This is a genomic window from Verrucosispora sp. WMMA2121 (genome assembly GCF_027460185.1).
Taxonomy (GTDB): domain Bacteria; phylum Actinomycetota; class Actinomycetes; order Mycobacteriales; family Micromonosporaceae; genus Micromonospora; species Micromonospora palythoicola.
Window position 1 is genome coordinate 1,530,555 of sequence record NZ_JAPZBH010000006.1, and the last position, 24,195, is coordinate 1,554,749.

Sequence of the window (24,195 nt, forward strand, 5' to 3'; positions counted from 1 at the left end):
CGCTGTGACGCCGCACACGGGGTCCCGGAAACGGCACGTCAGGGCAGGGCGACCGGCCGGGTGGGCCGGGTCAGCTGGCGGGGATCTCGTCGGCCAGGGCCAGCCAGGCCTGCTCGGCCTCCTCACGCTCGCCGCGTACCTGGGTGAGCTGGGCGTCCAGCTCGGCCACCTTGCTGTAGTCGGTGGCGTTCGCGGCGAGTTGGTCCAGCAGGGTGGCCTCCTTCTGTTCCAGCTTGCCGACCTGCCGTTCGAGGCGGGCCAGTTCCTTGCGGGCCTGCCGGGCCTCGGCGGCGCTCATCCCGCCAGCGGCCGGGGCGGTGGTCGGTGCCGCGGGCGGCGGGGTTCGCCCGGGCCCTGGCCGGTCGTTGGCACGAGCGAGGTACTCGTCGACACCGCCGGGCAGGTGCACCAGCCGGCCGTCGCCGAACATGCCGTACGCGGTGTCGGTCACCCGCTCGATCAGGTAGCGGTCGTGGCTGGCCACCACGATCGTGCCGGGCCAGGAGTCGAGCAGGTCCTCCAACGCGGCGAGGGTGTCGGTGTCGAGGTCGTTCGTGGGTTCGTCGAGCAGCAGCACGTTCGGTTCGCCGGCCAGCAGTCGCAGCATCTGGAGTCGACGCCGCTCGCCGCCGGAGAGGTCGCCCACCGGGGTCCAGAGGCGCCGGTCGTCGAAACCGAACACCTCGGCGAGCTGCGCGGCGGAGATCTCCCGGTCGCCGAGGCGGACCCGCCGGGCGACCTCCTCGACGGCTTCGAGGACACGCAGGTCGCTTGGTAGTTCGGCGAGTTCCTGGGAGAGGAAGGCGGGCCGTACGGTGCTGCCGGTGATCAGCCGCCCGCTGTCGGGCCGGGTGACGCCGGCCAGCATCCGCAGCAGGGTGGTCTTGCCCGCGCCGTTGGCGCCGAGGATGGCGACCCGGTCGCCGGGGCCGACCTGCCAACTGACCTCGTCGAGGATGGTCTTGGGACCGGCGTGCAACCGGACGTGTTCCAGGTCGTACACCTGCTTGCCGAGCCGGGCGGTGGCCAGCCGTTGCAGCGACGTGGTGTCGCGCGGCGGCGGCACGTCGGCGATGAGCGCGTTGGCGGCGTCGATGCGGAACTTCGGCTTCGAGGTACGGGCCGGCGGGCCGCGGCGCAGCCAGGCGATCTCCTTGCGGAGCAGGTTCTGCCGGCGGGCCTCGGTGGCGGCGGCGATCCGTTCCCGCTCGGCGCGGGCGAGGATCCAGGCCGCGTAGCCACCCTCGTAGGCCCGCACGGTCTGGTCGGCGACCTCCCAGGTGGTGGTGCAGACGGCGTCGAGGAACCAGCGGTCGTGGGTGACCACGACCAGGGCACCCTTGCGGCTGAGCAGGTGCCGGGCCAGCCAGTCGACGCCGCTGACGTCGAGGTGGTTGGTGGGTTCGTCGAGGATGAGCAGGTCGGCGTCGCGGACCAGCAGGGCGGCCAGGGCCACCCGGCGGCGTTCGCCACCGGACATCGGCCCGACCGGGGCGTCGAGACCCAGGTGGGGCATGCCCAGCCCGTCGAGGATGGCGCGTACGCCGGCGTCGCCGGCCCATTCGTGCTCCGCGCCCATGCTCTCGGCGAGCCACTCGGTGCCGAGGACGACGTCGCGGACGGTGGCCTCGGGGCTGAGGGTGAGATTCTGTGGCAGCCAGGCGACTCGCAGGTCACGACGGTGGGTGACCCGGCCGTCGTCGGGTTCCTCGGTACGGGTCAACATTCGTAGCAGCGTGGACTTGCCGGCGCCGTTGAGCCCGACGACGCCGATCCGGTCGGCGTCGTCCAGGCCGAGCGAGACCTCGGTGAGCAGTGGCCCGGCCGCGCCGTAGCCCTTGGACACCCGGTCCAGGTTGACGATGTTGGCCACGTACCCACCTTTCATGATCAAGGCGTCCCGGTGCCGGCGGGCACCTGGGGACGCCTGTCGTTCCAGGGTACGCGGAGCACCCCGGTCTCCCGGCGACCGCCCGATCCCAGGCGCGATGCGTCGTCGCCGTCGGCTCGACACGCGACGTGCCGGCCACAGCGGTGTCCGGCGCGATCCGTTCGCCGGCGGCCGGTGGGGGCCGCACCCGACCCGCTCTGGCGCAGTAGGGCCAGCCCGGCCGGGCGGTCCGTCGACCGTCAGGTGATCCGGGCCCCGTGTACCGGGCCGTGGGCGACGCGGGCCTGCCGGCACACCCCGGCGGCCTCCAGTTCGGCGGCGACGCGTTCGGCGTCGGTGGCGTCGGCGGTGAGGAACACGCAGGTGGGACCCGAGCCGGAGACGATGCCGGCCAGCGCCCCGGCCGCCTCGCCGGCCTTCAGGGTGTTCGCCAGCGACGGCCGCATGGCCAGGGCGGCGTCCTGAAGGTCGTTGCCGAGGGTCGGGGCGAGCACCCGGGGGTCACGTTGTCGCAGCGCGGCGAGCAGACCGTCCGTGCTGCCCAGCGGCGGCCCGGCGGCGCCGGCCTCGCGGAGCCGGTCGAGTTCCCGGTACGCCTGCGGCGTGGACAGACCGCCGTCGGCGATGGCGACCACCCAGTGCCAGGAGGTGGGGCGGGCCAACACCGGGCTGACCGCCTCGCCTCGGCCGGTGCCCAGCGCGGTACCGCCGTGGATCAGGAAGGGCACGTCCGAGCCGAGGTCGGCGGCGATGCTCGCCAGCTCGTCACGGGACAGGCCGGTACCCCAGAGGGCGTCGCAGGCGACCAGGGCGGCCGCGGCGTCCGCGCTGCCGCCCGCGAGCCCGCCGGCCAGTGGGATCTGCTTGCGCAGGTGCAGCCGGGCGTGCGGCATGACGCCGGCGTACCCGGCGAGGGCGTGCGCCGCTCGGATGATCAGGTTGGAGTCGTCGAGGGCGAGTTCCCCGGTGCCCTCGCCCTCCATGGTGAGGGTGAGGGTGTCGCCGCGCCGCGCGGTCAACTCGTCGTAGATCGAGATCGCGTGGTAGACGGTGTTCAGCTCGTGGTAGCCGTCCCGGCGCAGCGGGCCGACCCCCAGATGCAGGTTGACCTTGGCGGGCACCCGTACCCGGACCGGCCCGCTCGCCCCGCGCGGCTCGTCGTCGTCCGGTCGCCAGGCCTCGGTCACGGGGTGATGTCCCGGACGGGCAACCGCACGTCGAACGGCTTGGTCACGATCAGCTCCTCGGCAGGCACGGGCTCAGCCTACTGGGCTGCCGGCGTACGGCTCGGGGCCGACGCGGCCACGGCGGCGAACTGATCGACGGTGAGTGACTCGCCGCGTGCGCCGGGGTCCACGCCGGCGGCGGTGAGCGCCGCGGCGGCCCGGTCGGCACCGCCGGCCCAGCCGGCCAGGGCGGCCCGCAGCGTCTTGCGCCGCTGCGCGAAGGCGGCGTCCACCACTGAGAAGACCTGGTGGCGGGGTACGTCGGCGCGGGGTGGCTCGCGGCGGGTGAAGGCGACCAGGCCGGAGTCGACGTTGGGCACCGGCCAGAACACGTTCGGCGGCACCTTTCCGGCGGCCCGGGCGTGGGCGTACCAGGCGAGCTTGACCGACGGTATGCCGTACACCTTGGAGCCGGGACCGGCGACGAGCCGGTCGGCGACCTCCTTCTGCACCATCACCAGCCCGTGCCGGAGGCTCGGCAACTCGGCGAGCAGGTGCAGCACCACGGGCACGGCGACGTTGTAGGGCAGGTTCGCCACCAGTGCGGTGGGCGCCGGATCGCCCAGGTCGGCGGCGCTGATCCGCAGGGCGTCGGCGTGGTGCACGCTGAGCCGGGCGGCGGCCGGGCCGGCGTGCCGGGCGGCGGTGCCGGGGAGCGCGCCGGCCAGCGTGGCGTCGATCTCGACGGCGTGCACGTGGGCGGCGACGGGGAGCAGGGCGAGGGTGAGCGAGCCGAGCCCGGGGCCGACCTCCACCGCCACGTCGTCGGCGGTGAGCCCGGCGGTGGCGACGATCCGGCGGACCGTGTTGGGGTCGTGCACGAAGTTCTGGCCGAGTTTCTTGGTGGGCGCGACGCCGAGCCGGGCGGCGAGGTCCCGGATCTCCGCCGGGCCGAGCAGGTCTGCGGCCATAACCCGACAGCGTACGGGTCAGCCCCCGACGTCGACCGGCTGCCAGGGGCCGAAGGCGCGTTCCCCGGTAGCCGAGATGGCGGCGCAGAGCACGTCGAGGTCGGAGCCGGTGGCGGCGGCCAGCGCCCGGACGGTCAGCGGGATGAGGTAGGAGGCGTTGGGCCGGCCACGGTGCGGCACGGGGGTGAGGTACGGCGCGTCGGTCTCCACCAGGATCTGGTCCAGGGGGGTCAACGCGGCGGCCTCGCGCAGCGCGCCGGCGCTGGCGAAGGTGACCGTGCCGGCGAAGCTGAGCAGGTAGCCCCGGCGGACACACTCGGCGGCGAACTCGGCGTCGCCGGAGAAGCAGTGCATCACCACCGTGTCCGGTGCGCCTTCGTCGTCGAGGATGCGCAGCACGTCGGCGTGCGCGTCCCGGTCATGGATCACCAGCGTCCGGCCGTACCGCTTGGCGATGGCGATGTGTGCCCGGAAGCTCTCCTCCTGCGCGGCGCGGCCCTCGTCACCGGTGCGGTAGCGGTCCATCCCCGTCTCGCCGACACCGCGGACCCGGTCCTGCCCGGCCAGTGCCTCGATCTCGCGCAGGGCCTCGTCGAGGTCGGCGAGCCGGGGCGCCTCGTTGGGATGCAGCGCGACCGTGGCCAGCACCGCCGGGTACCTGGCGGCCACCTCGACACCCCAGCGGGAGGAGGTGACGTCCACCCCGACCTGGACCAGTCGGTCCACCCCCACGGCGGCGGCGACGTCGATGGCCGCCGCGACCGGGTCGGCGACGTCGCCGCCACCGGGCACGCCGGCCTCGCTGACGGTGATGTCGAGGTGGGTGTGGCTGTCCAGCACCGGGCGGGGCAGCGGCTCGGGTGCGGGTGGGAACTCTCCGGCGCGGCGGGCCGCGCGCTGGCTACGGGACTCGGTGGGCTCGCTCATCTCCTCGACAGGATCACACACCGCACGAGTCCACCCGGAAGCCACCCGGAGTTCACCTCGGCTACGCCCCGCACCCCTACCGTCGCGGAGTGGACGCGCGAAGCGAGCTCTTTCGGCCCGGCGGGACGGTGCCGGAGCGGACCGGTCTGCGGGTGGCGTTCGGCGGCGCGGTGTACCCGGCCGAGGAGATCGCCCGGGGCGCGGCGTACGAGTTGTTCAGCGCCGACGAGGTGGCCGGTTTCGAATGGGCACCCCGACCCAACTCAGGGCTGCCGTGGCGACGGTTCGTGCACGTCACCGAGGTCGGCGCCGTGCACGGGGGGACCGAGCAGGCCGAGGACCCGGAGCCGCCGCTGCTGGTGCCGCTGCACCGGGAGCGGGGTTGGTCGGAGGTGCACCGACTCGCGCAGCAGCCGGCCGCCGCGGACGACCCGTTGGTCACCGCGGTACGCGCCTCGGCGGGCGTACGGCGTGGCACCCGGATGATGAAGATCCTCTCGGCCCGGCAGCTCGCCGGATACGTCCGGGGCTGGCTCCCGCACGGGTTCTGCTACCGGGAACACGACGTGGCGCACCTGCGCACCCCGGCGACGACAAGTGTGCTGCGCACCGACGGCGAGGACAGCCGCGACGGTGCGGACGTGACGTACGCGTTGCGCTGGCGGGCCGCCGACCCGGGCGACTACGACGTGCCGGCGGGTGCGGCGTACCGGGGCCTGACGGCGCTGGGTGCCCGGGACCGGTTGGGTCCGGCGGTGCTGGGTACCGGCTTCACGCCCAGCAGTCACCACCTGATCCCCGAGTTCGTCACCCGGGACTTCGCCGACCTGCCGATGCCGGCGAACGCCACCCTGCTGGCCTATCCGGCGCAGGGCGTGGAGGTGGTGCTCTACGCCTACCAGGCCGAGCAGCGGGGCTGGCTGCGGATGGCCGGGCCACAGTGGCGACACCTGCTCGCCGCCGTGCCGGGTCTGTCGCCGGACCAGGAGTACGTGCCGACCGGGGAGGCGCCGCGGTCGACCCGCCTGGTGGGCACGTACGCGGGCGGGGAGTACGAGGCGGTCGCCGACCTGCCCGGCGATTTCCGGGTGCTGGCGTTGACCCGGGCCGCCCGGTACCCGGTCGACGGGGTGAGCCGACGGGTGCGCCTGGCCGCCTGGCGGGGGGTGCCGTGCCTGGTGTTGCGTGAGGAGGCGGGCTGGCTGCGGTTGCGGCTGCGACGTCCGGATCCGGACGCGGTCGCCGCGATCGGCGCACAGTGTCACGAACGGGGCGTCTACGAGACGTGGGCCCCGGGCGGTGAGGTCACCGACGATCAGGTGGTGGACCACCCGTACCTTCTCTGACCTGGCCCGTCAGGTCGAGCGGCGCAGGAATATCGGATGCCCGCCGGGGAAGCCTCGGTTTCCCACCCTGACAGGAGGACGAGATGCCCTTCATCACCGTCGGCACGGAGAACTCCGCGCCCATCGACCTGTACTACGAGGATCACGGGTCGGGTCAGCCGATCGTGCTCATCCACGGCTTCCCGTTCAACGGGGCGACCTGGGAGAAGGTCTCCGGACCGCTGCTCGACGCCGGATACCGGGTGATCACCTACGACCGGCGCGGCTTCGGTAACTCGGCGCAGCCGGCGTTCGGGTACGACTACGACACCTTCGCCGCCGACCTCGACGTGCTGATGACCGAGCTGGATCTGCGCAACGCGATCCTGGTCGGCCACTCGATGGGTACCGGCGAGGTGACCCGCTACCTGGGCGCGTACGGCTCCGACCGGGTGGAGCGGGCGGTGCTGCTGGCGCCGCTGGCGCCGTACCTGCGGCAGGCGCCGGACAACCCCGAGGGTGTCGAGCCGAGTCTTTTCGAGGGGTTCAAGCAGGCGATCACGCAGGACCGGTTCGCCTACCTCACGCAGTTCTGCAACAACTTCTTCAACTACGACGAGAACAAGGGCAAGCTGGTCAGCGAAGAGGCGTACCGGGCGCACTGGAACATCGGGGCGATGGCCTCCGCCACGGCCACGCACGACAGCGTGGACGCCTGGGGCACCGACTTCCGGGCCGACGTGTCCCGGATCGACGTGCCGGTGCTGATCGTGCAGGGCGACAAGGACAACGTGCTGCCGTACCCGAAGACCGGTCAGCGGTTGCAGCCGATGCTCGCCGACAGCCGGCTGGTCACCCTCAAGGGCGCGCCGCACGGCACGCCGTGGACCAACGCCGCCGAGGTGAACAAGGCGATCATGGAGTTCATCGGTTCGCCGGCCATGGCCCGCGCCTGATCCGGGCCGGGCCGCCGTCCGGCGCGGATCGCACCGCGCTGGGCCACGCGGACGACACGATGGGCGCGACCCGGTGCGGGACGCGCCCATCACTGCGCGGTCAGCCCTCGAGCCGGGCCAGTTCCTCGTCCACGATCGAGGGATCGAGCTTGCGGAAGACCGGCTTGGGTGCGGCGAGCGCCCGGCCCACCACGAGCGGTACGGACTCCCACCGCGCGCCCTGGGTGTAGTCACCGGTCAGCACCGGGTACCCGGGCCCGACGTCGAGGTCGGCGACCTCCTCGATCACCGGCATCGGTGCGTGCACGCCGGTGCCGCCGAGCAGCTCGTGGATCTTCTGCGCCGAGTGCGGCAGGAACGGGGTGAGCAGCGTGTTGGCGTCGCTGACCACCTGGAGGGCGACGTGCAGGATGGTGCCCATCCGGGGCTTGGCGGACGGGTCCTTGAGCTTCCACGGCGCCTGCTCGGAGAGGTACCTGTTGGCCTCGGCGACCACCTTCATCGCCTCACCGATGGCCTGCTTCTGCCGGTGCCGGGCGATCAGGTCGCCGACCGTGTCGAAGCCGGCGCGCGCCACGGCCAGCAGCGCCTCGTCGGCCTCGGTGAGCCCGTCCGGGCCGATGGGTGGGATCTCGCCGAAGTTCTTCGCCGCCATCGAGACCGACCGGTTGACCAGGTTGCCCCAGCCGGCGACCAGTTCGTCGTTGTTGCGGCGCAGGAACTCGGCCCAGGTGAAGTCGGTGTCGTTGTTCTCCGGTCCGGCCACCGCGATGAAGTAGCGCAACGCGTCGGCGTCGTAGCGCTGGAGGAAGTCGCGGACGTAGATGACCACCCGGCGCGAGGAGGAGAACTTGCGTCCCTCCATGGTCAGGAACTCGCTGGAGACCACCTCGGTGGGCAGGTTGAGCCGGCCGAGCCGGCCCGGCTCGCCGTCACGACCGCCCTCACCGGAGTAGCCGGCCAGCAGCGCGGGCCAGATCACCGAGTGGAAGACGATGTTGTCCTTGCCCATGAAGTAGTACGCCTGCGAGTCCTTCCCCTCACCATCGGTGGACCACCACTTCCGCCAGGCCTCGGGGTCACCGGTGCGGCGGGCCCATTCGATGGACGCGGACAGGTAGCCGATGACCGCGTCGAACCACACGTAGATCCGCTTGTCGGTGCGCTCACGCCAGCCGTCGAGCGGGATCGGCACCCCCCACTCCAGGTCCCGGGTGATGGCCCGGGGGTGCAGGTCGTCCAGCAGGTTCCTGGAGAAGCGCAGGACGTTCGGACGCCAGCCCTCCCGGGTGTCCAGCCACTGCCGCAGCACGTCGGCCAGGGCGGGCAGGTCGAGGAAGAAGTGCTCGGTCTCGACGAACTCCGGCGTCTCCCCGTTGATCTTCGACCGGGGGTTGACCAGGTCGATCGGGTCGAGCTGGTTGCCGCAGTTGTCGCACTGGTCGCCCCGGGCACTGTCGTAGCCGCAGATCGGGCAGGTGCCCTCGATGTACCGGTCGGGCAGGGTGCGCCCGGTGGACGGCGAGATGGCGCCCATCGTGGTCTTCGGCACGATGTACCCGTTGCGGTACATCCCCTCGAACAGCTCCTGCACCACGGCGTAGTGGTTGCCGGTGGTGGTACGGGTGAACAGGTCGTAGGAGAGGCCGAGCCCGTGCAGGTCCTCGACGATCACCCGGTTGTACCGGTCGGCCAGTTCCCGTGGCTTCAACCCCTCGGCGTCGGCCTGCACCTGGATCGGGGTGCCGTGCTCGTCGGTGCCGGAGACCATGAGCACGTCGTGGCCGGCCATCCGCATGTACCGGGCGAAGACGTCGGAGGGAACGCCGAAACCGGAGACGTGGCCGATGTGGCGCGGGCCGTTGGCGTACGGCCAGGCCACTGCCGCGAGAACGTGACTCATGGACAGAAAGCCTAGTGACCCCCGCGAGGTGGCCGCGAACCAATAGGGGTCCCTGGTCGGCAGGATGGCCCAACCACCCTCGACAAATAGTCCGAATTGTCATCGACACGCTGCTTGAGCTGCCCGATCAACCACCGTCAGCGGTGTCAAATGAAACGCGTGACTGGCAGCCGAGCCGCCCGAGACCACTCCGACGGCCCTTCTCCCGACGCCGGGCCGAACTCCGCCGCGTCGCGTACCCAGGTGGTGGCGCCCCAGCCCCGCGCGGTGCCCTCGCCGGCACCGGACGGTGCGGCCGGGCCGGACCGGGCCGACTCCGCGACGGTCGAGTCACCCACCGGAGTCGAGGTGGAGCCGACGACCGGCGCACCGGCGGACACGCTGCCACGGCGGGTTCCGGTCCGGCCGGTCGGGCGTCGCGGCCGCCGGCATCGGTCGCGTGACGACGGTACGCCGGACGAGGACACCTTCTGGGCACCGATCGAGCAGGTCCACTGGGACGGCACGCCGGTGCGGCAGGACACGCCCGGCGGCACCGATCCGTGGTGGCAGCGGTTTCGACCGGCACGTCGACGCCGGGAGCGGAGCAGCCATCCGCCGGATCCCCTGGCGGGGTTGTCCGCGTTGATCGGGTTGAGCCTCGCGGCGGCCTTCTTCGCCTGGGTCAGCGCCGGCCCGCTCTGGCTCGCGGTCGGGCACGCCACCTCCGGCGCCGTGGTCGTCACCAGGTGCTCCGGCGACGGGCTGACCCAGCGGTGCCGGGGCATCTTCACGGCGACGGAGGAGGAGTTCCGGATCCACGGCGTACGGGTCAGCGGGGTGCCCCGGGACCGTGCGGTGCCCGGTTCGGTCCTGCCCGCCCGGGTGACCGGCCCGGACGGTCACGTCGCGTACGCCGACCGTGGGGTGGGCGCCCAACTGCGCTGGCTGCTCGGGATGCTCGCGGTGCTCGGCTGCGCGCTGGGCATCGCCCGCTGGACCGGCGCGACCCGGCTGCCCGATCCGACCGAGCGACGCTGGGCGGTCGCCGCCTCGCTGGCCGGCCCGCCGCTGACCGCCCTCGGCTTCCTGATCGCCGCCTGGTGACGTCCGGCTTCACCGATGCACGAGCGTGTAGACGTCACGCCGGCGCAACCCGTACTCGGCCGCGACGTCGGTGATCGCGTCCCGGCGACTACGACCCGCCGCCTCGCGCTCGGCCACCTCCGCGCGCAGCGCGTCGTCGTCGGGGCGGACGGCGGGTGCGGCGGGGGCGCCCGCCACCACGAGGGTGATCTCGCCGCGCGGATCGCCGTCGGCCGCCCATCGGGCCAGCTCACCGAGGGGGCCACGCCGCACCTCCTCGTACGTCTTGGTCAGCTCGCGGCAGAGGGCGGCGGGCCGGTCGGCACCGAACGCGTCGGCCAGGTCGGCGAGCGCGGCGGTGATGCGGTGCGGGGCCTCGAAGAGGACGAGCGTCCGTTCCTCGGCGGCCAGGGCCCGCAGGCGGGCCCGCCGGGCGCCCGGGGCGCGCGGTAGGAAACCCTCGAAGCAGAACCGGTCGCAGGGCAGCCCGGACAGGGCGAGGGCGGTGGTGACGGCACTGGGACCGGGGGCGGCGGTGACCGGCACCCCGGCCTCCAGCGCGGCACGGACCAACCGGTAGCCGGGATCGGAGACGCTCGGCATGCCGCCGTCGGTGACCAGCGCGACCACGTATCCCTCGGTGAGCACGTCGACAAGCTCCGGGGTACGCCGCTCCTCGTTGCCCTCGAAGTACGAGACGATCCGGCCGGCGATGGTCACGTCGAGGTCGCGGGCGAGCCGGTTCAGCCGGCGGGTGTCCTCGGCGGCGACCACGTCGGCGGCGGCGAGCGTGTCCCGCAGTCGGCTGGAGGCGTCGGCCGGGTTGCCGAGCGGCGCGCCGAGCAGAATCAGGCGACCGGTTTCGGACATTCCACCCACAGCAGCGCACTCCTTCATCGACGGGCGTACCGGATATGGGGACGACGGGCGCCAGCGGCCCCCTTGGCAGCCTACGATCGCCGGGTGACGAGTGCGTCGACAGCACAGAGCGCGAGCCCCGACCAGCCCTCGGAGCCGGCGGCGAGCCCAGCCACCGCCCCCGGACCGGCGGAAAGTGGCGTACCGGCGACGATCCGCCGCCGGCTGGCCACCGTCGAGGCCGGGCTGGACGGTCGTTCGTGGCTGGCCACGGCGGTGATCGTGGTCATCGCGGCGGTTCTCCGGTTCGCGAATCTGAGCCATCCGCCGGGCAAGATCTTCGACGAGGTCTACTACGCCCGGGACGGCTGGGGGCTGATCGACAAGGCCGTGGAGTGGAACTACACGAACAACGCGCCGTCGTACGTGGTCCACCCGCCGCTGGGCAAATGGTTGATCGGGTTCGGCGAGTGGGCCTTCGGCTACAGCGACGCCGAGCACGGCATCTCGGTGCCGGGCCACCTGTTCACCACCGCCCCGGAGTTCGGCTGGCGTTTCTCCGCGGCGCTGCTCGGCACCCTGTCGGTGCTGCTCATGGTCCGCATCGGTCGCCGGATGTTCCGTTCCACGGTGCTCGGTTGCGCCGCCGGCCTGCTGCTCGCGGTCGACGGATTCCACCTGGTGCTGTCCCGCACCGCGCTGCTCGACATCTTCCTGCTCTTCTTCGTCCTGGCCGCCTTCGGCGCGCTGGTGCTGGACCGGGACGCGACGCGACGCCGGTGGGCCCGGGCCCTGGAGTCCGGGCTGGATCCGACCGCCCGGGGGCGGGCCGGCCGGCCACCCGGCGGCTGGCGGAACTGGCCCTGGTGGCGGCTGGCCACCGGGGTGCTGCTCGGCTGCGCCTTCGGGGTGAAGTGGAGCGCACTGTTCTTCGTACCGGTCTTCGCGCTGCTGATGTTCCTCTGGGACGTCGGCGCCCGGCGGTCGGCCGGCGTACCCCGGCCGTGGCGGGACACCCTGCTCGACGGCGTGCCCTGGATGGTGCTCGCCGGTCTGCTGATGGCGGTCACCTACGTCACGACGTGGTCCGGTTGGCTGTTCAGCCAGGAGGGCTACTACCGGCTCGCCGAGCGGTACCCGGACGCCGGGCTCAGCGACGCACCGATCGTCGGCCCGCTGTGGAACCTGATCCAGTACCACCAGGCCGCGCTCGGCTTCCACGGCCAGCTCGACGATCCGCACAAGTACCAGTCGTGGCCGTGGCAGTGGCTGCTGCTGGGTCGGCCGGTGGCGTTCCACTGGACCGGCGAGGGCCCCTGCGGTGCGGCGACCTGCGCCGAGGAGGTGCTGCTGCTGGGCACCCCGCTGCTGTGGTGGTCGTTCCTGCCCGCGCTGGTGGCGCTGGTCTGGCTCGGCCTGGCCCGGCGGGACTGGCGGGCCGGAGCGCTCCTGCTCACCGTGGCGGCGGGGCTGCTGCCCTGGTTCTGGTTCGCCCTCGACGGCCGGACGATGTTCTCCTTCTATGCCGCGCCCGCGCTGCCGTTCCTGGTGTTCGCCGTGGTCTACGTGCTGGGTGCCATCGCCTCGCCGGCGGGACCGAGCGGCAGCCTGGCCGTGACCGGCGCCGACGAGGAGGCCAGCCGCGACCGCCGGCTGGTCGGCGGGGTGATCGCCGGGGCGTACGTGGCGCTCGTCGTCCTATGCTTCGCGTACTTCTATCCGATCTTCGTGGGCTGGACGCTGCCGTACGACGACTGGTCGGCGCGCATGTGGCTGGGCGGCCGCTGGATCTGACCGCGGAAGGGCCCGTACGCCTCGGCGTACGGGCCCTTCTCGGGGAAAAAGGACGCGCCCCGATCGCCTGCCACGGGGGAAGCGGGCGATTGGGGCGCGCACCTGCAGCTTAACCACCCGCGACCGAGGGCACAACGGGGCGGCGTGGGTCAGATTTCCGACGATCGCTGAATGCGACAAGAATTCGGGGTCACTGTCGCCGTTGCGTGACGTCTCGCGGACGCTGCGCCCACCAGGCACCGCCCAGGGCACTGCTGAACCGATCCGTCATGCCGGTCCACTTCCCGCGGCATCGCCTGTCGTGGAACTGTCGTGCGGGCGGGACGACCCGCCGGACAGCGGGCGGCGCGGCAACCAGCCGAAGAACCGGTCCCGCAACGACGTCGCCCCGGCGACGTGCAGGTCCTCGGCGGCGGCGGCGAGACAGGCGCCCAGGTAGACGCTCAGCATCGCCCGATCCACGCCGTACTCGGCGAGCAACTGTTCGCGTCTGGGCGCACAGGGCCATTCGGCGGCGCAGGTGCCACACGTCCATTCGGGGGTCACCGGAGCGTGCGCGCCCGCCCATTCCGGGGCGGCCCCGTTCGCCGCCCTCGTGACACCCGAGCGATCCGTAACACCCGTCATCGCGCTCCTTCCCCGCCTCCACCGGTGGCGGCGGGCGTGCCCGCCCACCGCCGGGCCGAACATGCCCGTGCGCACCTACAGCGTCCGGGGACGCTGCGCCGTTACGTCGTTGCGGTACGTTGACCAACCATGGCCGCCGCGACCTGCCCCAGGCACCGCATCACCCGGAGGCATCCATCGTCGCCGGTCATTGTTGACGCCACCAGTGACCGAACGCACGACCCCGGAGCCGCAGGTGCGTGACCTGCTTCCGCCCGCCGTCGCGGTGGCCGTGGCGGGTCCGGACGACTGGTCCGGGCAGTTGCACCCGGCCGAGGCGACCTGCCTCGGGGACCGCGCGGTGGACAGCCGACGCCGCGACTTCACCGCCGGGCGGGTGTGTGCTCGCCGGGCGATGGCCGCGCTCGGTCTGCCGCCGGCGGCCGTACCGGCCGCCGCCGACCGTTCACCCGTCTGGCCGGCGGGCCTGGTCGGCACCATCACCCACACCCGCGGCTACTGCGCCGCGGCCGTCGCGCGCAGCGACGAGATCCGCGCGGTCGGCATGGACGCCGAGCAGAACCGCGAACTCGGTCCGGGAGTACGCCGACTGATCTGCCTGCCCGAGGAGGACGATCAGGTGGAGCGGCTGCCGCCGGGCATCTGCTGGCCCGCGGTGTTCTTCAGCGCGAAGGAGACCGTCTACAAGGTGTGGCATCCGGTCGTCGGCAGCTGGCTGGACTTCCACGACGCACTTGTGCACCTCGATCCCGATGCCGGGACCTTCACCGCGCGGATCTCACCCACCCGGGTCACCGACGCGGCGGCAGCCCGGCCACCCGCGCTGATCAACGGACGCTTCACGGTCGACGCCACGCTCGTCCGCACCGCGGCCGTACTCACCCCGCCGTAGAGAACGGGTGCCACCGACGGACGCCGGCACCGCCCTGGACGCCGAGCCGACGGCAGCACCTCGTGCCGAGGTGTCCACACGGCCTGCCGGCGGCTACCGGGTGGAGCTGATCTGACGGGTGATCGACGCGTCGGTGATCTCGGTGTCCCTGGCCAGCAGGATCGCCTTGCTGAGGATGACCGCGAGCAAACCGTCACCCTCGAACGGCAGAAACTGCGGCTCTCCGGTCCGGCCCGCGCCCCGGTCCGGCACGATGCAGAGGTACTCGTCGTTCGGGCTCATCAGGATGTTGCCCGAACCCAGGTGGATCCGGTACGTGCGCAGGTCACCGTCGACCACCAGGAAGCGGCCGTCGATGCGGGCCCGCCGGCCCACCGCCAGTCGGGGCAGCAGCCGGGTCAGCAACTCCCGTCGGGTCTCGGCGGTAGCGGACAACTCCCCGAAGCTGTACGACGACCAGTAGTCCCGGAACCGGCCCTGCGGGCCGCCGTCCGACCAGGTCGGATCGTTGCCGACGCTGGCCACCCCGACGAAGAGGTCGACGTCCCGCATGATCTCGCTGAAGACCAGCGGCGGGATCCGGTCCAGCGGCAACGGATCCCCCGGCCGGGCGTCCGTCCACCGTGCTGCCGCGTAGCCGCCACCGGAGGCGTGCGACCAGTTCTGCGCGGCGGCGATCGGGTAGAAACGCACCTGGTCGGTGACCAGCCGCAGGTACGACCCGCTGTCGGTGGTGTCGGTGTCCCACTCGTCGCCGATCCCCTCCACCCAGTACTCGGCGCGCAGCCCCCAACCGGGCAGTTCGCGGAAGGTCGGCGGATAGGAGTCGTCGACCATCAACCGCAACCGGTCCGTCCAGCCCCGGGCCGCGGCCAGGGCATGGAACTGGTGCTGACGCAGGATGTGCCCGGCGAACCGGTTCGAGTACGTGCCGGTGGTCTCCTCGGCCGGCGTGAGCAGGTAGACCTCCCGATGCGCCTGCTTGAACGGCTGGACGATCCGGTGCCGCGCCAACCACTCCCGCCAACCGACCACCTCCGGCACCGGCCGACCGATCGGATGCCAGATCCGCACCTCGGCGTCGTCGCCGACCACCACCGCGGTGTCGTCCACGGTGCGCAACGCGCCGTCGGCCCAACCGCAGGGCACCCCGTCGACCAGCCACAGCAACCGACGGGCCAGCGTGCCGACCAGCGGATGATCCAGGTAGCGCTGCCGCCACTGGGCCAAGGTCCAGGTGCGCTGAGCCAGGAAGAGCCGGTCCAGCCGGGCCACCTGGGCGGTGAGCATGCCGCTGATCTCCTTGGCCAGGCTCTTCAGGTTGGCCAACTCCGCGGCGTGGTCCCGGCGTACCGACGCCGGTGGGCTCTTCACCTGCCGGCCGGCCTCGGTGAACCAGGTCAGCGTGGCACCTGTGGACACGATCGACAGCTCGGCCCGGCAACCGCCGAGAGGTACCTCGTGCCGCCCCACCCCGGTCAGGCCGTAGTCCGGGACGGCCAGTTCCTCGATCTCGTCCCGGCCGATGCCGAGGGCGGCGGCACGAGCGTCGAGCGCCTTGTCGATCTCCTTGCGGGTGCCCTTGAAGGTGACCCGGGCCGACAGCCGGGCAAGTTGCGCCAGCGCCGGCCCGCCGTCCAGTCGCCCGAGCACCCCGACCGCCGCGTTGGCCACCTTGGGACAGGCCGGTCCGACGCCGGGAAGTCGACGCAGCATCGCCTCGACCAGGCCACCGATCCGGCGTACCTGCTCCGGTGCCGGTCCGGTCCGCTCGACCAGCCAGAGCAGGCCACGCAGCAGGTCGGCGTTCACCGAGCTCGGCGGCGCGTGCGGGACGCGGGAGGCGCTGGCCAACCACCTGTCGACGAGCTGCCCCACCTCGCGCGGGTCCACCTCGGCGAGTAGTCGGGCCGCCTCGGCCGACCAGCCGGCGCTCGGGCGGGGCATGGTGGCGGTGCTGGCGTGGCCGACGAGCCGCCGCCACGCCGGGTCGAGGGTGGGCAGCTCGGTGAGGATCTGCCGGGCCCACGGGTCGTCCGGGTCGAGCTGCGGCCCGGCCACCTCGGCGATGAACTGCCGCAACCGCTGGCTCTCGTCGGACCGGTCGACGAGCGCCTCCATCAGGTCGGCCGGAATCGGGCCGGTGGCGGCCAGGCCGCGGGCCACCGTCTCCAGCGCGGTCGGTGACAAAGCGTACGGCTCGTCGACGGCGAACGCGGCGAACTCCCGGAGCTGCTCCGGTGCCAACTCGGTGGGCAACCGGCGGGACAGCTGGCCGATCAGGTCGCGTGGCGGCCAGGCGTGGACCCGGTCCTGCCGCACGACGGCGGCCATGGCCAGCACGAGACGCGTCACGTCCGGACGGGACAGTGCGCGCAGTGCGGCGCGCACCTCGGGGTGGTCGCGGCAGAGCCGGGCGTGCGTGTGCAGGTGAGCTGCCAACTTGTCCAGGTCGTTCGCGGCAATCAGCTCGCGGGCCCGGTCGGCGTACCAGACGGGTTCGGTGGTGGTGGTCATCAGCCGCCGACCAGCGCGACGAGCTTGAGGAAGGTGACCTCGGTGTCGCGCCGCAGGTCGACCTCGTCGTCCAACTCCTCGACCTGGCGGTCGCCGACCAGCACCACGAAACCGTTGCTGCGGAACGCCTGCTCGGCGAGGGCGATCTGCCGCTGCGGGTCGACCCGGCGCCGGGGTCGTTCACCCGGGTCACCGTTGAGTGCCCGCTCGGTCGAGGTCGGCTGCACCAGCGACGGGCGTGGCCGCGGGCTGGCCGCGTTGTGCTCGGCGACCTCCTGGTGGATCCGCCGGCGGATCAGCTCACGAAGCGTCAACCGCTCCTCGAAGATCTGCAAGGCCCACGCGGGAGTCCGGGCTCCCGCGGTGCTCTCGTCCACAAAGGTCACCGTCGCCATGTCGCGTGAGTCTAGGTACGCCCTCCGACAGTCCGGCCCGACGCGGTTGGGACGGGCTACTCCAGGGCGAAGGTGGCCGACGCACGTGCGGTCGCGTCCGGTACCGGCTCCAGGTAGAGCAGTCCGTCCCGGTGACGGACGTACTGGCCGGGGAAGTTGACCGACTCCAGGGACACCTTCGTCGGGTCGGCGAGCCCGGAGCGGCGGGTGAAGGTGGCGTCCTGCCGGAAGAGGTTCGAGCCGTCGTTGCGTTCCACCCAGATCTGGTGGTTGCGGTGCCGCAGGAAGTAGCCGGGGTAGTTCGTCGACTCCAGCGAGATCGCCGCGGAGTTCGACAGGCCGGCGACGATCCGGAACTGCGAGTCGGCCAGGTTCGTCACGTTCGGCTCCAGCCGGACCCGGAACTCCCAGTGCCGCAGGTAGCGATCGGGCAGATCGTGGGCGCGCAGCCGGACCGGGGTCAGGCCGTCCGGCACCGGTACGCCGAAGTTCGGGGTGCCGTCGGCGTTCCAGTAGACCCGCTGGATCCGGGTCCGCCGGTTCGGGTCGTTGAGCGGGTCGTAGCCGTTGCCGAGGTACCGCTCGTAGTTGCGGGAGTGGTAGACGATCACATCGCTGCCGTCCTCGGCGACGGTGAACGAGTTGTGCCCCGGGCCGTACTGGCCGGTCCGGCTGTCGCTGGCCAGCACCGGTGTGGCGCGCTTGCTCCAGGACGCCGGGTTCAGCAGGTCGCTGTTCGCCGAGGCGGTGAGCAGCCCGACGGCGTAACTGGCGTCGGTGGCGCTCGCCGAATAGGTCATGAAGACCCGGCCGTTGCGGATCAGCACCGCCGGCCCCTCGTTCACCCGGTAACCCCGGGTCTCCCAGGCGTACGACGGGGTGGCGATCAGGGTCGGGGTGCCCGCGTACGTCCAGGGGTTGACCGCTCGGGCGAGGTAGATGTTCGAGTTGTTGCCGGCGTACTCCGCCCAGGCCAGGTAGCGCTGACCGTGGTGCACGAAGGTGGTGGCGTCGAGGGAGAAGCTGCTGCGCGCCGGCTGGAGTTGGCCACGCTCCATCCACGGGCCGTCGAGCGGGTTCGCGGCGCCGCTCTCCAGCACGTACGGCCGGATGGCCCAGATGTCGTCGGTGCGGCCGGCGGCGAAGTACACGTACCACCGGCCGTCGATGAAGTGGATCTCCGGGGCCCAGATGTGCGCGCCCATCTCGCCGCTGCCGTGCCGGCGCCAGATCACCCGCTCGGCGGCGGTGGCAAGCCCCTGGAGAGTGGTGGCGCGGCGCAGCACGATCCGGTCGTACTCGGGCACCGTGGCGGTGAAGTAGTAGTAGCCGTCGGTGTGCCGGTAGATGTGCGGGTCGGCGCGCTGCTCGGCCAACGGGTTGGTGAACGTGACGGCGGCGGCCCGCGCCGGAGCGGCCGGCCCCACCAGGGAGCTGATCGCCGCCATCACCAGGGCGGCGGTCAGCGCTACCCAACTGCGGTACGTGAGCTTCCGACGCGCCATCGCCCTCGCCCTCCCGCCACCGCGAGCCGGTCGTCCGGGACGGGCACGGTCCCCGTCCGACCGTGCCCGCCGTGCCCGCTCCCTCATTGATAGCGTTAACATTCATCGCCGTCAAGACAATGACATCTATCCGAATCTCGGCCGTAACGCGTCGGCCGCTACAACACGGCCGCACCGCAGCCAGGCCAACCTGATCGCCCACTCAGGACAGACGTGACGTGGGGTGCTGTTCAGGAGGGGTGAAACTGTTCGAAGGGCGGCTCGGCCATCGACTCGGGCAGCCGGATCGCCCGGCAACGGGGCACCAGTTCCGCCGCCGGGTCGTCGCCGATGTTGCGGAGCGTGCCGCCCGTGAAGGCGTCGGGGATCGCCGCCCAGCCCAGGTTCCTCTCGTAGTACCGCACCGCGGTACGCACCGACGGCGTCCAGTCGTCGTCCATCACGATCAACCCGCATGGCCGAACGATCTTGCGCAGAAAGTAGAGGTCCACGAAGACCTCGTGAAAGCGATGACTACCGTCCACGAACGCCGCGTCGGCGATCAGACCATCGGTGACGAGTGCTGGAAGCGCGATCGAGGACCACGCGCACATCAGCCTGGCGGTGGAGTCCAGGCCGGCGGTGCGTAACAGGTCCCAGCCGACGTTCGCGTACGCCCGCTGCTGGAAAGGGTCGACAATGATGTGCCGGGGATGCGGCGGGTCGATCGTGACCAACGCCTCCCCGATCGCCAACGCGGAGCTGCCGTACGCGAGCCCGACCTCGACCACGGTCTCGACCCGGTCCGAGATCAACAGGTCCCGCAGCAGATCACAATCCCGTTCCGGCAGAGTGACCGTCTCGAAGTCCCGTTCGTGCTCCCGCGTCCACGGCGGGCCACTCTGCGCCAGCCTGCGGCGTACCTCCCGAACCCGCGCCTGCCGTTCGTCACCCCGCATCCGGCCAGTCTGCACCAACCGCCGCGCCGGCATTGCCGGTCAAACGATCAAAGCGGATTCTCGATCATTCGAGAACCCGCCTTTGAACTGGGTGGAGCTGAGGGGATTTGAACCCCTGACCCCCTCGATGCGAACGAGGTGCGCTACCGGTCTGCGCCACAGCCCCTCCGCCGGCCAACCGGCGTCGGTCCCACCCGGCTGTCACCGGGCGGGCCGGCGACAAGGCTAACAGGTCGAGCACTCCCGCCGCGAATCACCCCGCCCACCCGGCCCGGCCCACCTCGACCGGGCCGGGTGGGCGAGATCCGCGCAGTTTCCCCGATAGTGCGGCCTTCGGCCGGCCCGAGCCAGCACTTTCCCCGAACCTGTCGCCTCGCCCGCCGACGGGCGCGAGCGAAGGGCGGGGTCAGGCGCTGTTTGAGCCGGGGCCGGCCTCGTAGGGGCGGCCACGCAGGCCGCCGGCACGGCGGTAGGAGACCGAGCCGCCGTTGGCCGCCTGCGGCAGGTCTGCCGGGCGGTCCAGGCCCATCGCGCTGCGCCGGACGGATTCCCGCTGGGCCGCCAGGCGGCGCTGCGCCTCCCGGCGGGCAGCCGCCCGGCGCGCCTGCTCCCGGCGTACCTCGGCCTGGCGGGCGGCCAGCCACGCGGCCTCGCGGGCCAGGGCCCGGCGTCGGCGACGGTCGGCCACCGCGCGGGCGCGCAGGTGTACGACGTACACGATCAGCAGGGTGGCGGTGACCGCGAAGCTGATCCAGAAGCCGGGGCCCACCACCAGCACGCCAACCAGCTCGACCGCGTTGAGCAGCACCAGCGCGGCCAGCACCCGGCGACGGCGGTAGATGGCGGGGGTGTGGTGGCGACGGCGGTCGGGGCGACGGCGGGGACGGTTCCCGCCGGCCGGCACGGCGCGCAGCCGGCTGGGCCTTCCGGAACGTCGCGGCAGTGCCCGCCCGGCGTTCCCACCGTTCGCTGCCGCGTCGCCGACGGAGGCGTCACCTGGCCGACCGGCGGCACGCGAGCGCGGTACCCGGCCGGGTGCCTCGCCCGAGCGCGACGGGGCGGGAACCGCACGCCGCAGGGCGGGCGGACCGGAGACCGGAGTGGCGAGTTCCCCCGAGTCGGGATCTTCGCTGAGAGTGATGACCAGGGCGCGGGACGGGTTGACCGGCCGCCGCCCGGGGACAGTACGGCGACGTCGGCGGCGCTGGAGCACCCGCGCCGTCGACTGCGCCCGCTCCGCCACCAGCCGCTCGGCGGCGTCGTACCGGCGAACCAGCGCCGGCGCGAGGGCGAGCAGCCCGGCGGCGGCGAGGACGGCGAGGAGCACCGAGGTCGGCACCCTCACCCCTCCCGTCACCAGATTCGGAGCAAGCGCGAGCCGGCCGCAGGATCTTCCACCGATCGGCGTCGGCGACGTGAATCGTGCGGAGCGGACAGCGCCTGCCGCAGCTTGCAGTTACCTGAGGTTACGGGTCACCGTCGCGGGAACCGCCGCGCCGCGCCGATCCCGCACGTGGGACGGCTCACGGGGTACGGGCGCGCAGCCGGTGCCAGCGGGCCAGCAGGCCACCCTCGGCGGCGATCTCCTCGCTGGTCATCGCGTAGCCGATGTGGTCGCGCCAGGCACCGTCGATGTGCATGTAGCGCGCGTGGTACGCCTCCTCGCGGAAGCCCAGCTTCTCCACCACCCGACGGGACGGCCGGTTCTCCGGGCGGATGTTGACCTCGATCCGGTGCAGACCGCCGGGGCCGAAGGCGTGGTCGACGGCCAGGGCCAGCGCGGTGGGGATGACGCCTCGGCCGGCCACCCGCCGGTCCACCCAGTAGCCGACGTATCCGGAGCAGAAGGCTCGGCGCACGATGTTGCCCACGTTTATGTGACCGACCAGCCGCTCCACACCGTCGGAGTGCAGACAGACCGCGAACGGCATCCCCTCGCCGGTGCGGGCCGAGCGTCGCTGGTCGCGGTAGACCCAGCGGAACGTCGCCGGGGAGTTCAGGTCGTCCCAGTCGCCGGGTAGCGATGACTCCCAGGGGGCCAGCCACTCCCGGTTGGCTCGGCGCACCTGCGACCAGGCCGCCGCGTCCGACCGCCGGTACGGCCGTAGGAGTACCGGGCCGTCGGAGAGCACCGCCGGCCAGCCAGGCGCCCGTCGGAACACCGAACCTCCACTCCCGAACGTCACCGGTGGGTCACCGGCGGCGGTCCAGCAGCAACACGTCGACGGTGGAGCCGGCGGCCGCGGCGGTCACCCGCTCGCCGAGAACGAGAAGTCCGTTCGCCTCTGCCAGGCCGGAGAGCGTGAACGGGCCGCCGTTGAGCGGCTGGACAGTGTAACCCCCGCCCCGCCGCTCGGCGACGTGCGCGGGCCGGAACTCGCGCAGCCCGGCCGGCGAGGCGACGGTCTCCAGCAGGTGCGCCCGTACGCTGGGCCGGAACACCGGCTCCGCGCCGGCCAGCAGGTTGATCGCGGGCCGGGCCAGCACCTCGAAGCCGATCATCGCGGCCCCCGGGTCGCCGGGCAGACACACCACCGGCACCTCCTCGGCGCCGACCGTGCCGAAGCCGAGGGCGGTGCCCGGGTAGAGCGCCACGTCCGTGAAGGTGACCGGACCGGCGCGGCTGCCCTCTCGACGGGACAGGATCCGGCGGACCATGTCGCCCGGCCCGGTGCCGGTGCCACCGGTCGTGATGATCAGATCGGCCCGCAGGGTCTGGTCCTCCAGCAGCCCACGCAGCCCCTCCGGATCGTCGTCACAGATACCCACCCGGTAGGCCAACGCCCCCACCTCCGCCGCCGCGGCGGTCAGGGCGTGCGAGTTGGCGTCCACCACCTGACCCGGCTGGCTGCCCCGCCCCACGTCGACGAGTTCGTCGCCGGTGGCCACGATCACCACCCGGGGGCTCGGACGCACCACCACATGGCCGATGCCGGTCGCCGCGAGCACCGCCACCAGCGCCGGCGAGACGTAGGTGCCGGAGCGGGCGAGCAGTGCACCGCCGGTCACCTCCTCGCCCGTCCGCCGGACCCCGTACCCCCGTTTCGGGACCCGGAAGATCTCCACCGCCGCCATGCCCTGGTCGGTCCACTCCACCGGCACGACCACGTCGGCACCGATCGGCAGTGGTGCGCCGGCCGCCACCGAGAAACACGACCCCGGCGTGAGTCGGACCGGCCGCCAGCTTGCCGCACCGAGATCACCGACGACGTTGAGCCGTACGGTGCGACCGCCCGGCCGACCCGACTGGACCGGGACGTATCCCACGCCCCGGCCCCCACCGGCGATGTCCTCCCAGCGCGCGGCGTACCCGTCCACGGCCGCCTGGTCGAAGGCCGGGAACGAGTGCGGGGCGACGACGTCCTCGGCGAGGACGTTGCCGTACGCCTGGGTGAGGTCGAGGTCGAGCGGAGGCAGCGCGCGCAACCTGCGCAGCACGCTGCCCAGGTAGTCGGCGAGCGGCGTCAACCCGTTTTCGGCCGCCTCGGCGTCGGCCGTCGCGGTCATGTATTCGGACCGCCCGACGCGTCGGAGTTGACGAACTCGGCCAGCCACTTGCGGAACTCGCTACCGAGGTCCTCGCGGTCGGCCGCGATCTGGACCACGGTCTGCAGGTAGCCCAGCGGCATGCCGGTGTCGTAGCGGGTGCCGCGGTAGACGATCGCGTGCACCGGTGTCCCCTCGGTACGCAGGATCTCCATCGCGTCGGTCAGTTGGATCTCTCCGCCGCTGCCGGGCTCCGTCCGGCGGATGGCGTCGAAGATCTTGCCGGGCAGCACGTACCGGCCGAGCACGGCGAGGTTGCTCGGCGCGTCCTCCGGCTTCGGCTTCTCCACCATTCCGGTCACCCTGACGACCTCGCCGATGTCGGTCAGCTCGGACTCGGCCGGCTCGACGGAGGCGATCCCGTACCGCTTCGTCTCCGCCGGGTCGACCTCGAAGAAGGCGAGCACCACCCCGCCCGTACGGGCCTGGAGTTCCAGCATCGCGGGCAGCAGCGGCTCACTGAGGTTGACGAACTCGTCGCCGAGCAGCACCGCGAAGGGCTCGTCGCCGACGTGCGACTCGGCGTACCCGACGGCGTGCCCGAGACCCAACTGCTCCGGCTGCCGACAGGTGTAGATGGACGCCAGTTCCTCGGTCCGCTTGACGGCGGCGAGCAGGTCGGGCTTCTCCGCGAGCCGTTCCTCCAGGTCAGGGCGACGGTCGAAATGGTCCACCATCGAAGTCTTGCCGCGGCCGGTGATCAGCAGCACGTCGCCGATGCCGGCCTGGGCGGCTTCCTCGACGATGTACTGCAGCACCGGTCGGTCGACCACCGGCAACAGTTCCTTGGGAACGGCCTTGGTGGCCGGTAGGAACCGGGTGGCCAGTCCGGCGGCCGGGATGACGGCCTTGACGGCACGGGGACGGCCGGTGGCGGCGGTCGCTGAGGGGTTCGCTGAGTGCTCCGACATGTCGCGAG

The 24,195-nt window shown here is 72.4% G+C and carries 20 protein-coding genes and 1 tRNA gene; 5 read left to right on the forward strand and 16 right to left on the reverse strand.

Translation table 11 applies throughout. From position 1 onward, the window contains the following. Nucleotides 1-70: 70 nt before the first annotated feature. The 4 genes from O7605_RS15890 to O7605_RS15905 form a co-directional block, all read right to left on the reverse strand. Entirely contained in the window at nt 71-1,873 is a 1,803-nt protein-coding gene (locus O7605_RS15890) for an ABC-F family ATP-binding cassette domain-containing protein (protein ID WP_269739908.1), read from the reverse strand. Between the two features lie 257 nt (nt 1,874-2,130). Next, entirely contained in the window at nt 2,131-3,078 is a 948-nt protein-coding gene (locus O7605_RS15895; RefSeq protein ID WP_269739909.1) for a 4-(cytidine 5'-diphospho)-2-C-methyl-D-erythritol kinase, read from the reverse strand. A 77-nt stretch (nt 3,079-3,155) separates the two neighbouring features. After that, nucleotides 3,156-4,028 carry a 16S rRNA (adenine(1518)-N(6)/adenine(1519)-N(6))-dimethyltransferase RsmA gene (gene rsmA, locus O7605_RS15900; RefSeq protein ID WP_269739910.1) on the reverse strand — a complete coding sequence of 291 codons (873 nt, stop codon included), beginning with the start codon at nt 4,026-4,028 and terminating at the stop codon, nt 3,156-3,158. Between the two features lie 18 nt (nt 4,029-4,046). Beyond that, entirely contained in the window at nt 4,047-4,955 is a 909-nt protein-coding gene (locus O7605_RS15905; RefSeq protein ID WP_269739911.1) for a TatD family hydrolase, read from the reverse strand. Between the two features lie 89 nt (nt 4,956-5,044). Between O7605_RS15905 and O7605_RS15910 the strand changes: the two genes are divergently transcribed. Continuing rightward, nucleotides 5,045-6,301, forward strand: a complete 1,257-nt coding sequence (locus O7605_RS15910; RefSeq protein ID WP_269739912.1) for a hypothetical protein — start codon at nt 5,045-5,047, stop codon at nt 6,299-6,301. Between the two features lie 83 nt (nt 6,302-6,384). Then, nucleotides 6,385-7,236: an alpha/beta fold hydrolase gene (locus O7605_RS15915; RefSeq protein ID WP_269739914.1), complete on the forward strand. Its 852-nt coding sequence runs from the start codon at nt 6,385-6,387 to the stop codon at nt 7,234-7,236. A 100-nt stretch (nt 7,237-7,336) separates the two neighbouring features. Here the strand turns inward: O7605_RS15915 and metG are convergent, their stop codons facing one another. Beyond that, nucleotides 7,337-9,139: a methionine--tRNA ligase gene (metG, locus tag O7605_RS15920; protein WP_269739915.1), complete on the reverse strand. Its 1,803-nt coding sequence runs from the start codon at nt 9,137-9,139 to the stop codon at nt 7,337-7,339. 159 nt (nt 9,140-9,298) lie between these two features. Between metG and O7605_RS15925 the strand changes: the two genes are divergently transcribed. Then, a complete protein-coding gene (locus O7605_RS15925) occupies nt 9,299-10,225 on the forward strand; it encodes a hypothetical protein (RefSeq protein ID WP_269739916.1) in 927 nt (308 codons plus the stop codon). A gap of 9 nt (nt 10,226-10,234) precedes the next feature. On the opposite strand, the gene rsmI is transcribed toward O7605_RS15925, so the two are convergent. After that, entirely contained in the window at nt 10,235-11,101 is an 867-nt protein-coding gene (gene rsmI, locus O7605_RS15930) for a 16S rRNA (cytidine(1402)-2'-O)-methyltransferase (protein ID WP_443083931.1), read from the reverse strand. Nucleotides 11,102-11,167: 66 nt separating this feature from the next. Here rsmI and O7605_RS15935 point away from each other — a divergent pair, with 66 nt between their 5' ends. After that, a complete protein-coding gene (locus O7605_RS15935; protein WP_443083932.1) occupies nt 11,168-12,856 on the forward strand; it encodes a dolichyl-phosphate-mannose--protein mannosyltransferase in 1,689 nt (562 codons plus the stop codon). A gap of 267 nt (nt 12,857-13,123) precedes the next feature. Here the strand turns inward: O7605_RS15935 and O7605_RS15940 are convergent, their stop codons facing one another. Continuing rightward, nucleotides 13,124-13,483: a hypothetical protein gene (locus O7605_RS15940; protein ID WP_443083933.1), complete on the reverse strand. Its 360-nt coding sequence runs from the start codon at nt 13,481-13,483 to the stop codon at nt 13,124-13,126. 235 nt (nt 13,484-13,718) lie between these two features. Here O7605_RS15940 and O7605_RS15945 point away from each other — a divergent pair, with 235 nt between their 5' ends. Continuing rightward, complete coding sequence (locus O7605_RS15945) at nt 13,719-14,375, forward strand: 4'-phosphopantetheinyl transferase family protein (RefSeq protein ID WP_269739918.1); 657 nt, start codon at nt 13,719-13,721, stop codon at nt 14,373-14,375. Nucleotides 14,376-14,468: 93 nt separating this feature from the next. On the opposite strand, the gene O7605_RS15950 is transcribed toward O7605_RS15945, so the two are convergent. From O7605_RS15950 to O7605_RS15990, 9 genes are all read right to left on the reverse strand, one after another. Further along, nucleotides 14,469-16,892: a DUF4132 domain-containing protein gene (locus O7605_RS15950; protein WP_269739919.1), complete on the reverse strand. Its 2,424-nt coding sequence runs from the start codon at nt 16,890-16,892 to the stop codon at nt 14,469-14,471. Then, the gene (locus O7605_RS15955; protein ID WP_269739920.1) at nt 16,892-17,287 is read right to left on the reverse strand and encodes a hypothetical protein; all 396 of its coding nucleotides are present in this window, start codon (nt 17,285-17,287) and stop codon (nt 16,892-16,894) included. The genes O7605_RS15950 and O7605_RS15955 overlap by 1 nt, the downstream gene beginning before the upstream one ends. Nucleotides 17,288-17,343: 56 nt before the next feature. Beyond that, entirely contained in the window at nt 17,344-18,792 is a 1,449-nt protein-coding gene (locus O7605_RS15960; protein WP_269739921.1) for a family 43 glycosylhydrolase, read from the reverse strand. A gap of 230 nt (nt 18,793-19,022) precedes the next feature. Further along, the gene (locus O7605_RS15965; RefSeq protein ID WP_269739922.1) at nt 19,023-19,730 is read right to left on the reverse strand and encodes a class I SAM-dependent methyltransferase; all 708 of its coding nucleotides are present in this window, start codon (nt 19,728-19,730) and stop codon (nt 19,023-19,025) included. Nucleotides 19,731-19,822: 92 nt separating this feature from the next. Next, a tRNA-Ala gene (locus tag O7605_RS15970) sits at nt 19,823-19,896 on the reverse strand. A 240-nt stretch (nt 19,897-20,136) separates the two neighbouring features. Further along, complete coding sequence (locus tag O7605_RS15975) at nt 20,137-21,075, reverse strand: hypothetical protein (RefSeq protein ID WP_443083934.1); 939 nt, start codon at nt 21,073-21,075, stop codon at nt 20,137-20,139. A gap of 178 nt (nt 21,076-21,253) precedes the next feature. Beyond that, complete coding sequence (locus O7605_RS15980) at nt 21,254-21,862, reverse strand: GNAT family N-acetyltransferase (RefSeq protein ID WP_216592750.1); 609 nt, start codon at nt 21,860-21,862, stop codon at nt 21,254-21,256. A gap of 61 nt (nt 21,863-21,923) precedes the next feature. Further along, nucleotides 21,924-23,237 carry a molybdopterin molybdotransferase MoeA gene (locus O7605_RS15985; RefSeq protein ID WP_164446207.1) on the reverse strand — a complete coding sequence of 438 codons (1,314 nt, stop codon included), beginning with the start codon at nt 23,235-23,237 and terminating at the stop codon, nt 21,924-21,926. Next, complete coding sequence (locus tag O7605_RS15990) at nt 23,234-24,187, reverse strand: UTP--glucose-1-phosphate uridylyltransferase (RefSeq protein ID WP_269739924.1); 954 nt, start codon at nt 24,185-24,187, stop codon at nt 23,234-23,236. Before O7605_RS15990 ends, O7605_RS15985 begins: the two co-directional genes overlap by 4 nt. Between the last annotated feature and the right edge of the window lie 8 nt (nt 24,188-24,195).

What these genes read in the sequence shown, in the direction of transcription:
- rsmA (WP_269739910.1), bottom strand. Translation starts at nt 4,028, where the DNA reads ATGGCCGCAGACCTGCTCGGCCCGGCGGAGATCCGGGACCTCGCCGCC.
- O7605_RS15905 (WP_269739911.1), bottom strand. Translation starts at nt 4,955, where the DNA reads ATGAGCGAGCCCACCGAGTCCCGTAGCCAGCGCGCGGCCCGCCGCGCC.
- O7605_RS15915 (WP_269739914.1), top strand. Translation starts at nt 6,385, where the DNA reads ATGCCCTTCATCACCGTCGGCACGGAGAACTCCGCGCCCATCGACCTG.
- metG (WP_269739915.1), bottom strand. Translation starts at nt 9,139, where the DNA reads ATGAGTCACGTTCTCGCGGCAGTGGCCTGGCCGTACGCCAACGGCCCG.
- rsmI (WP_443083931.1), bottom strand. Translation starts at nt 11,101, where the DNA reads ATGAAGGAGTGCGCTGCTGTGGGTGGAATGTCCGAAACCGGTCGCCTG.
- O7605_RS15940 (WP_443083933.1), bottom strand. Translation starts at nt 13,483, where the DNA reads ATGACGGGTGTTACGGATCGCTCGGGTGTCACGAGGGCGGCGAACGGG.
- O7605_RS15950 (WP_269739919.1), bottom strand. Translation starts at nt 16,892, where the DNA reads ATGACCACCACCACCGAACCCGTCTGGTACGCCGACCGGGCCCGCGAG.
- O7605_RS15955 (WP_269739920.1), bottom strand. Translation starts at nt 17,287, where the DNA reads ATGGCGACGGTGACCTTTGTGGACGAGAGCACCGCGGGAGCCCGGACT.
- O7605_RS15960 (WP_269739921.1), bottom strand. Translation starts at nt 18,792, where the DNA reads ATGGCGCGTCGGAAGCTCACGTACCGCAGTTGGGTAGCGCTGACCGCC.
- O7605_RS15965 (WP_269739922.1), bottom strand. Translation starts at nt 19,730, where the DNA reads ATGCGGGGTGACGAACGGCAGGCGCGGGTTCGGGAGGTACGCCGCAGG.
- O7605_RS15985 (WP_164446207.1), bottom strand. Translation starts at nt 23,237, where the DNA reads ATGACCGCGACGGCCGACGCCGAGGCGGCCGAAAACGGGTTGACGCCG.
- O7605_RS15990 (WP_269739924.1), bottom strand. Translation starts at nt 24,187, where the DNA reads ATGTCGGAGCACTCAGCGAACCCCTCAGCGACCGCCGCCACCGGCCGT.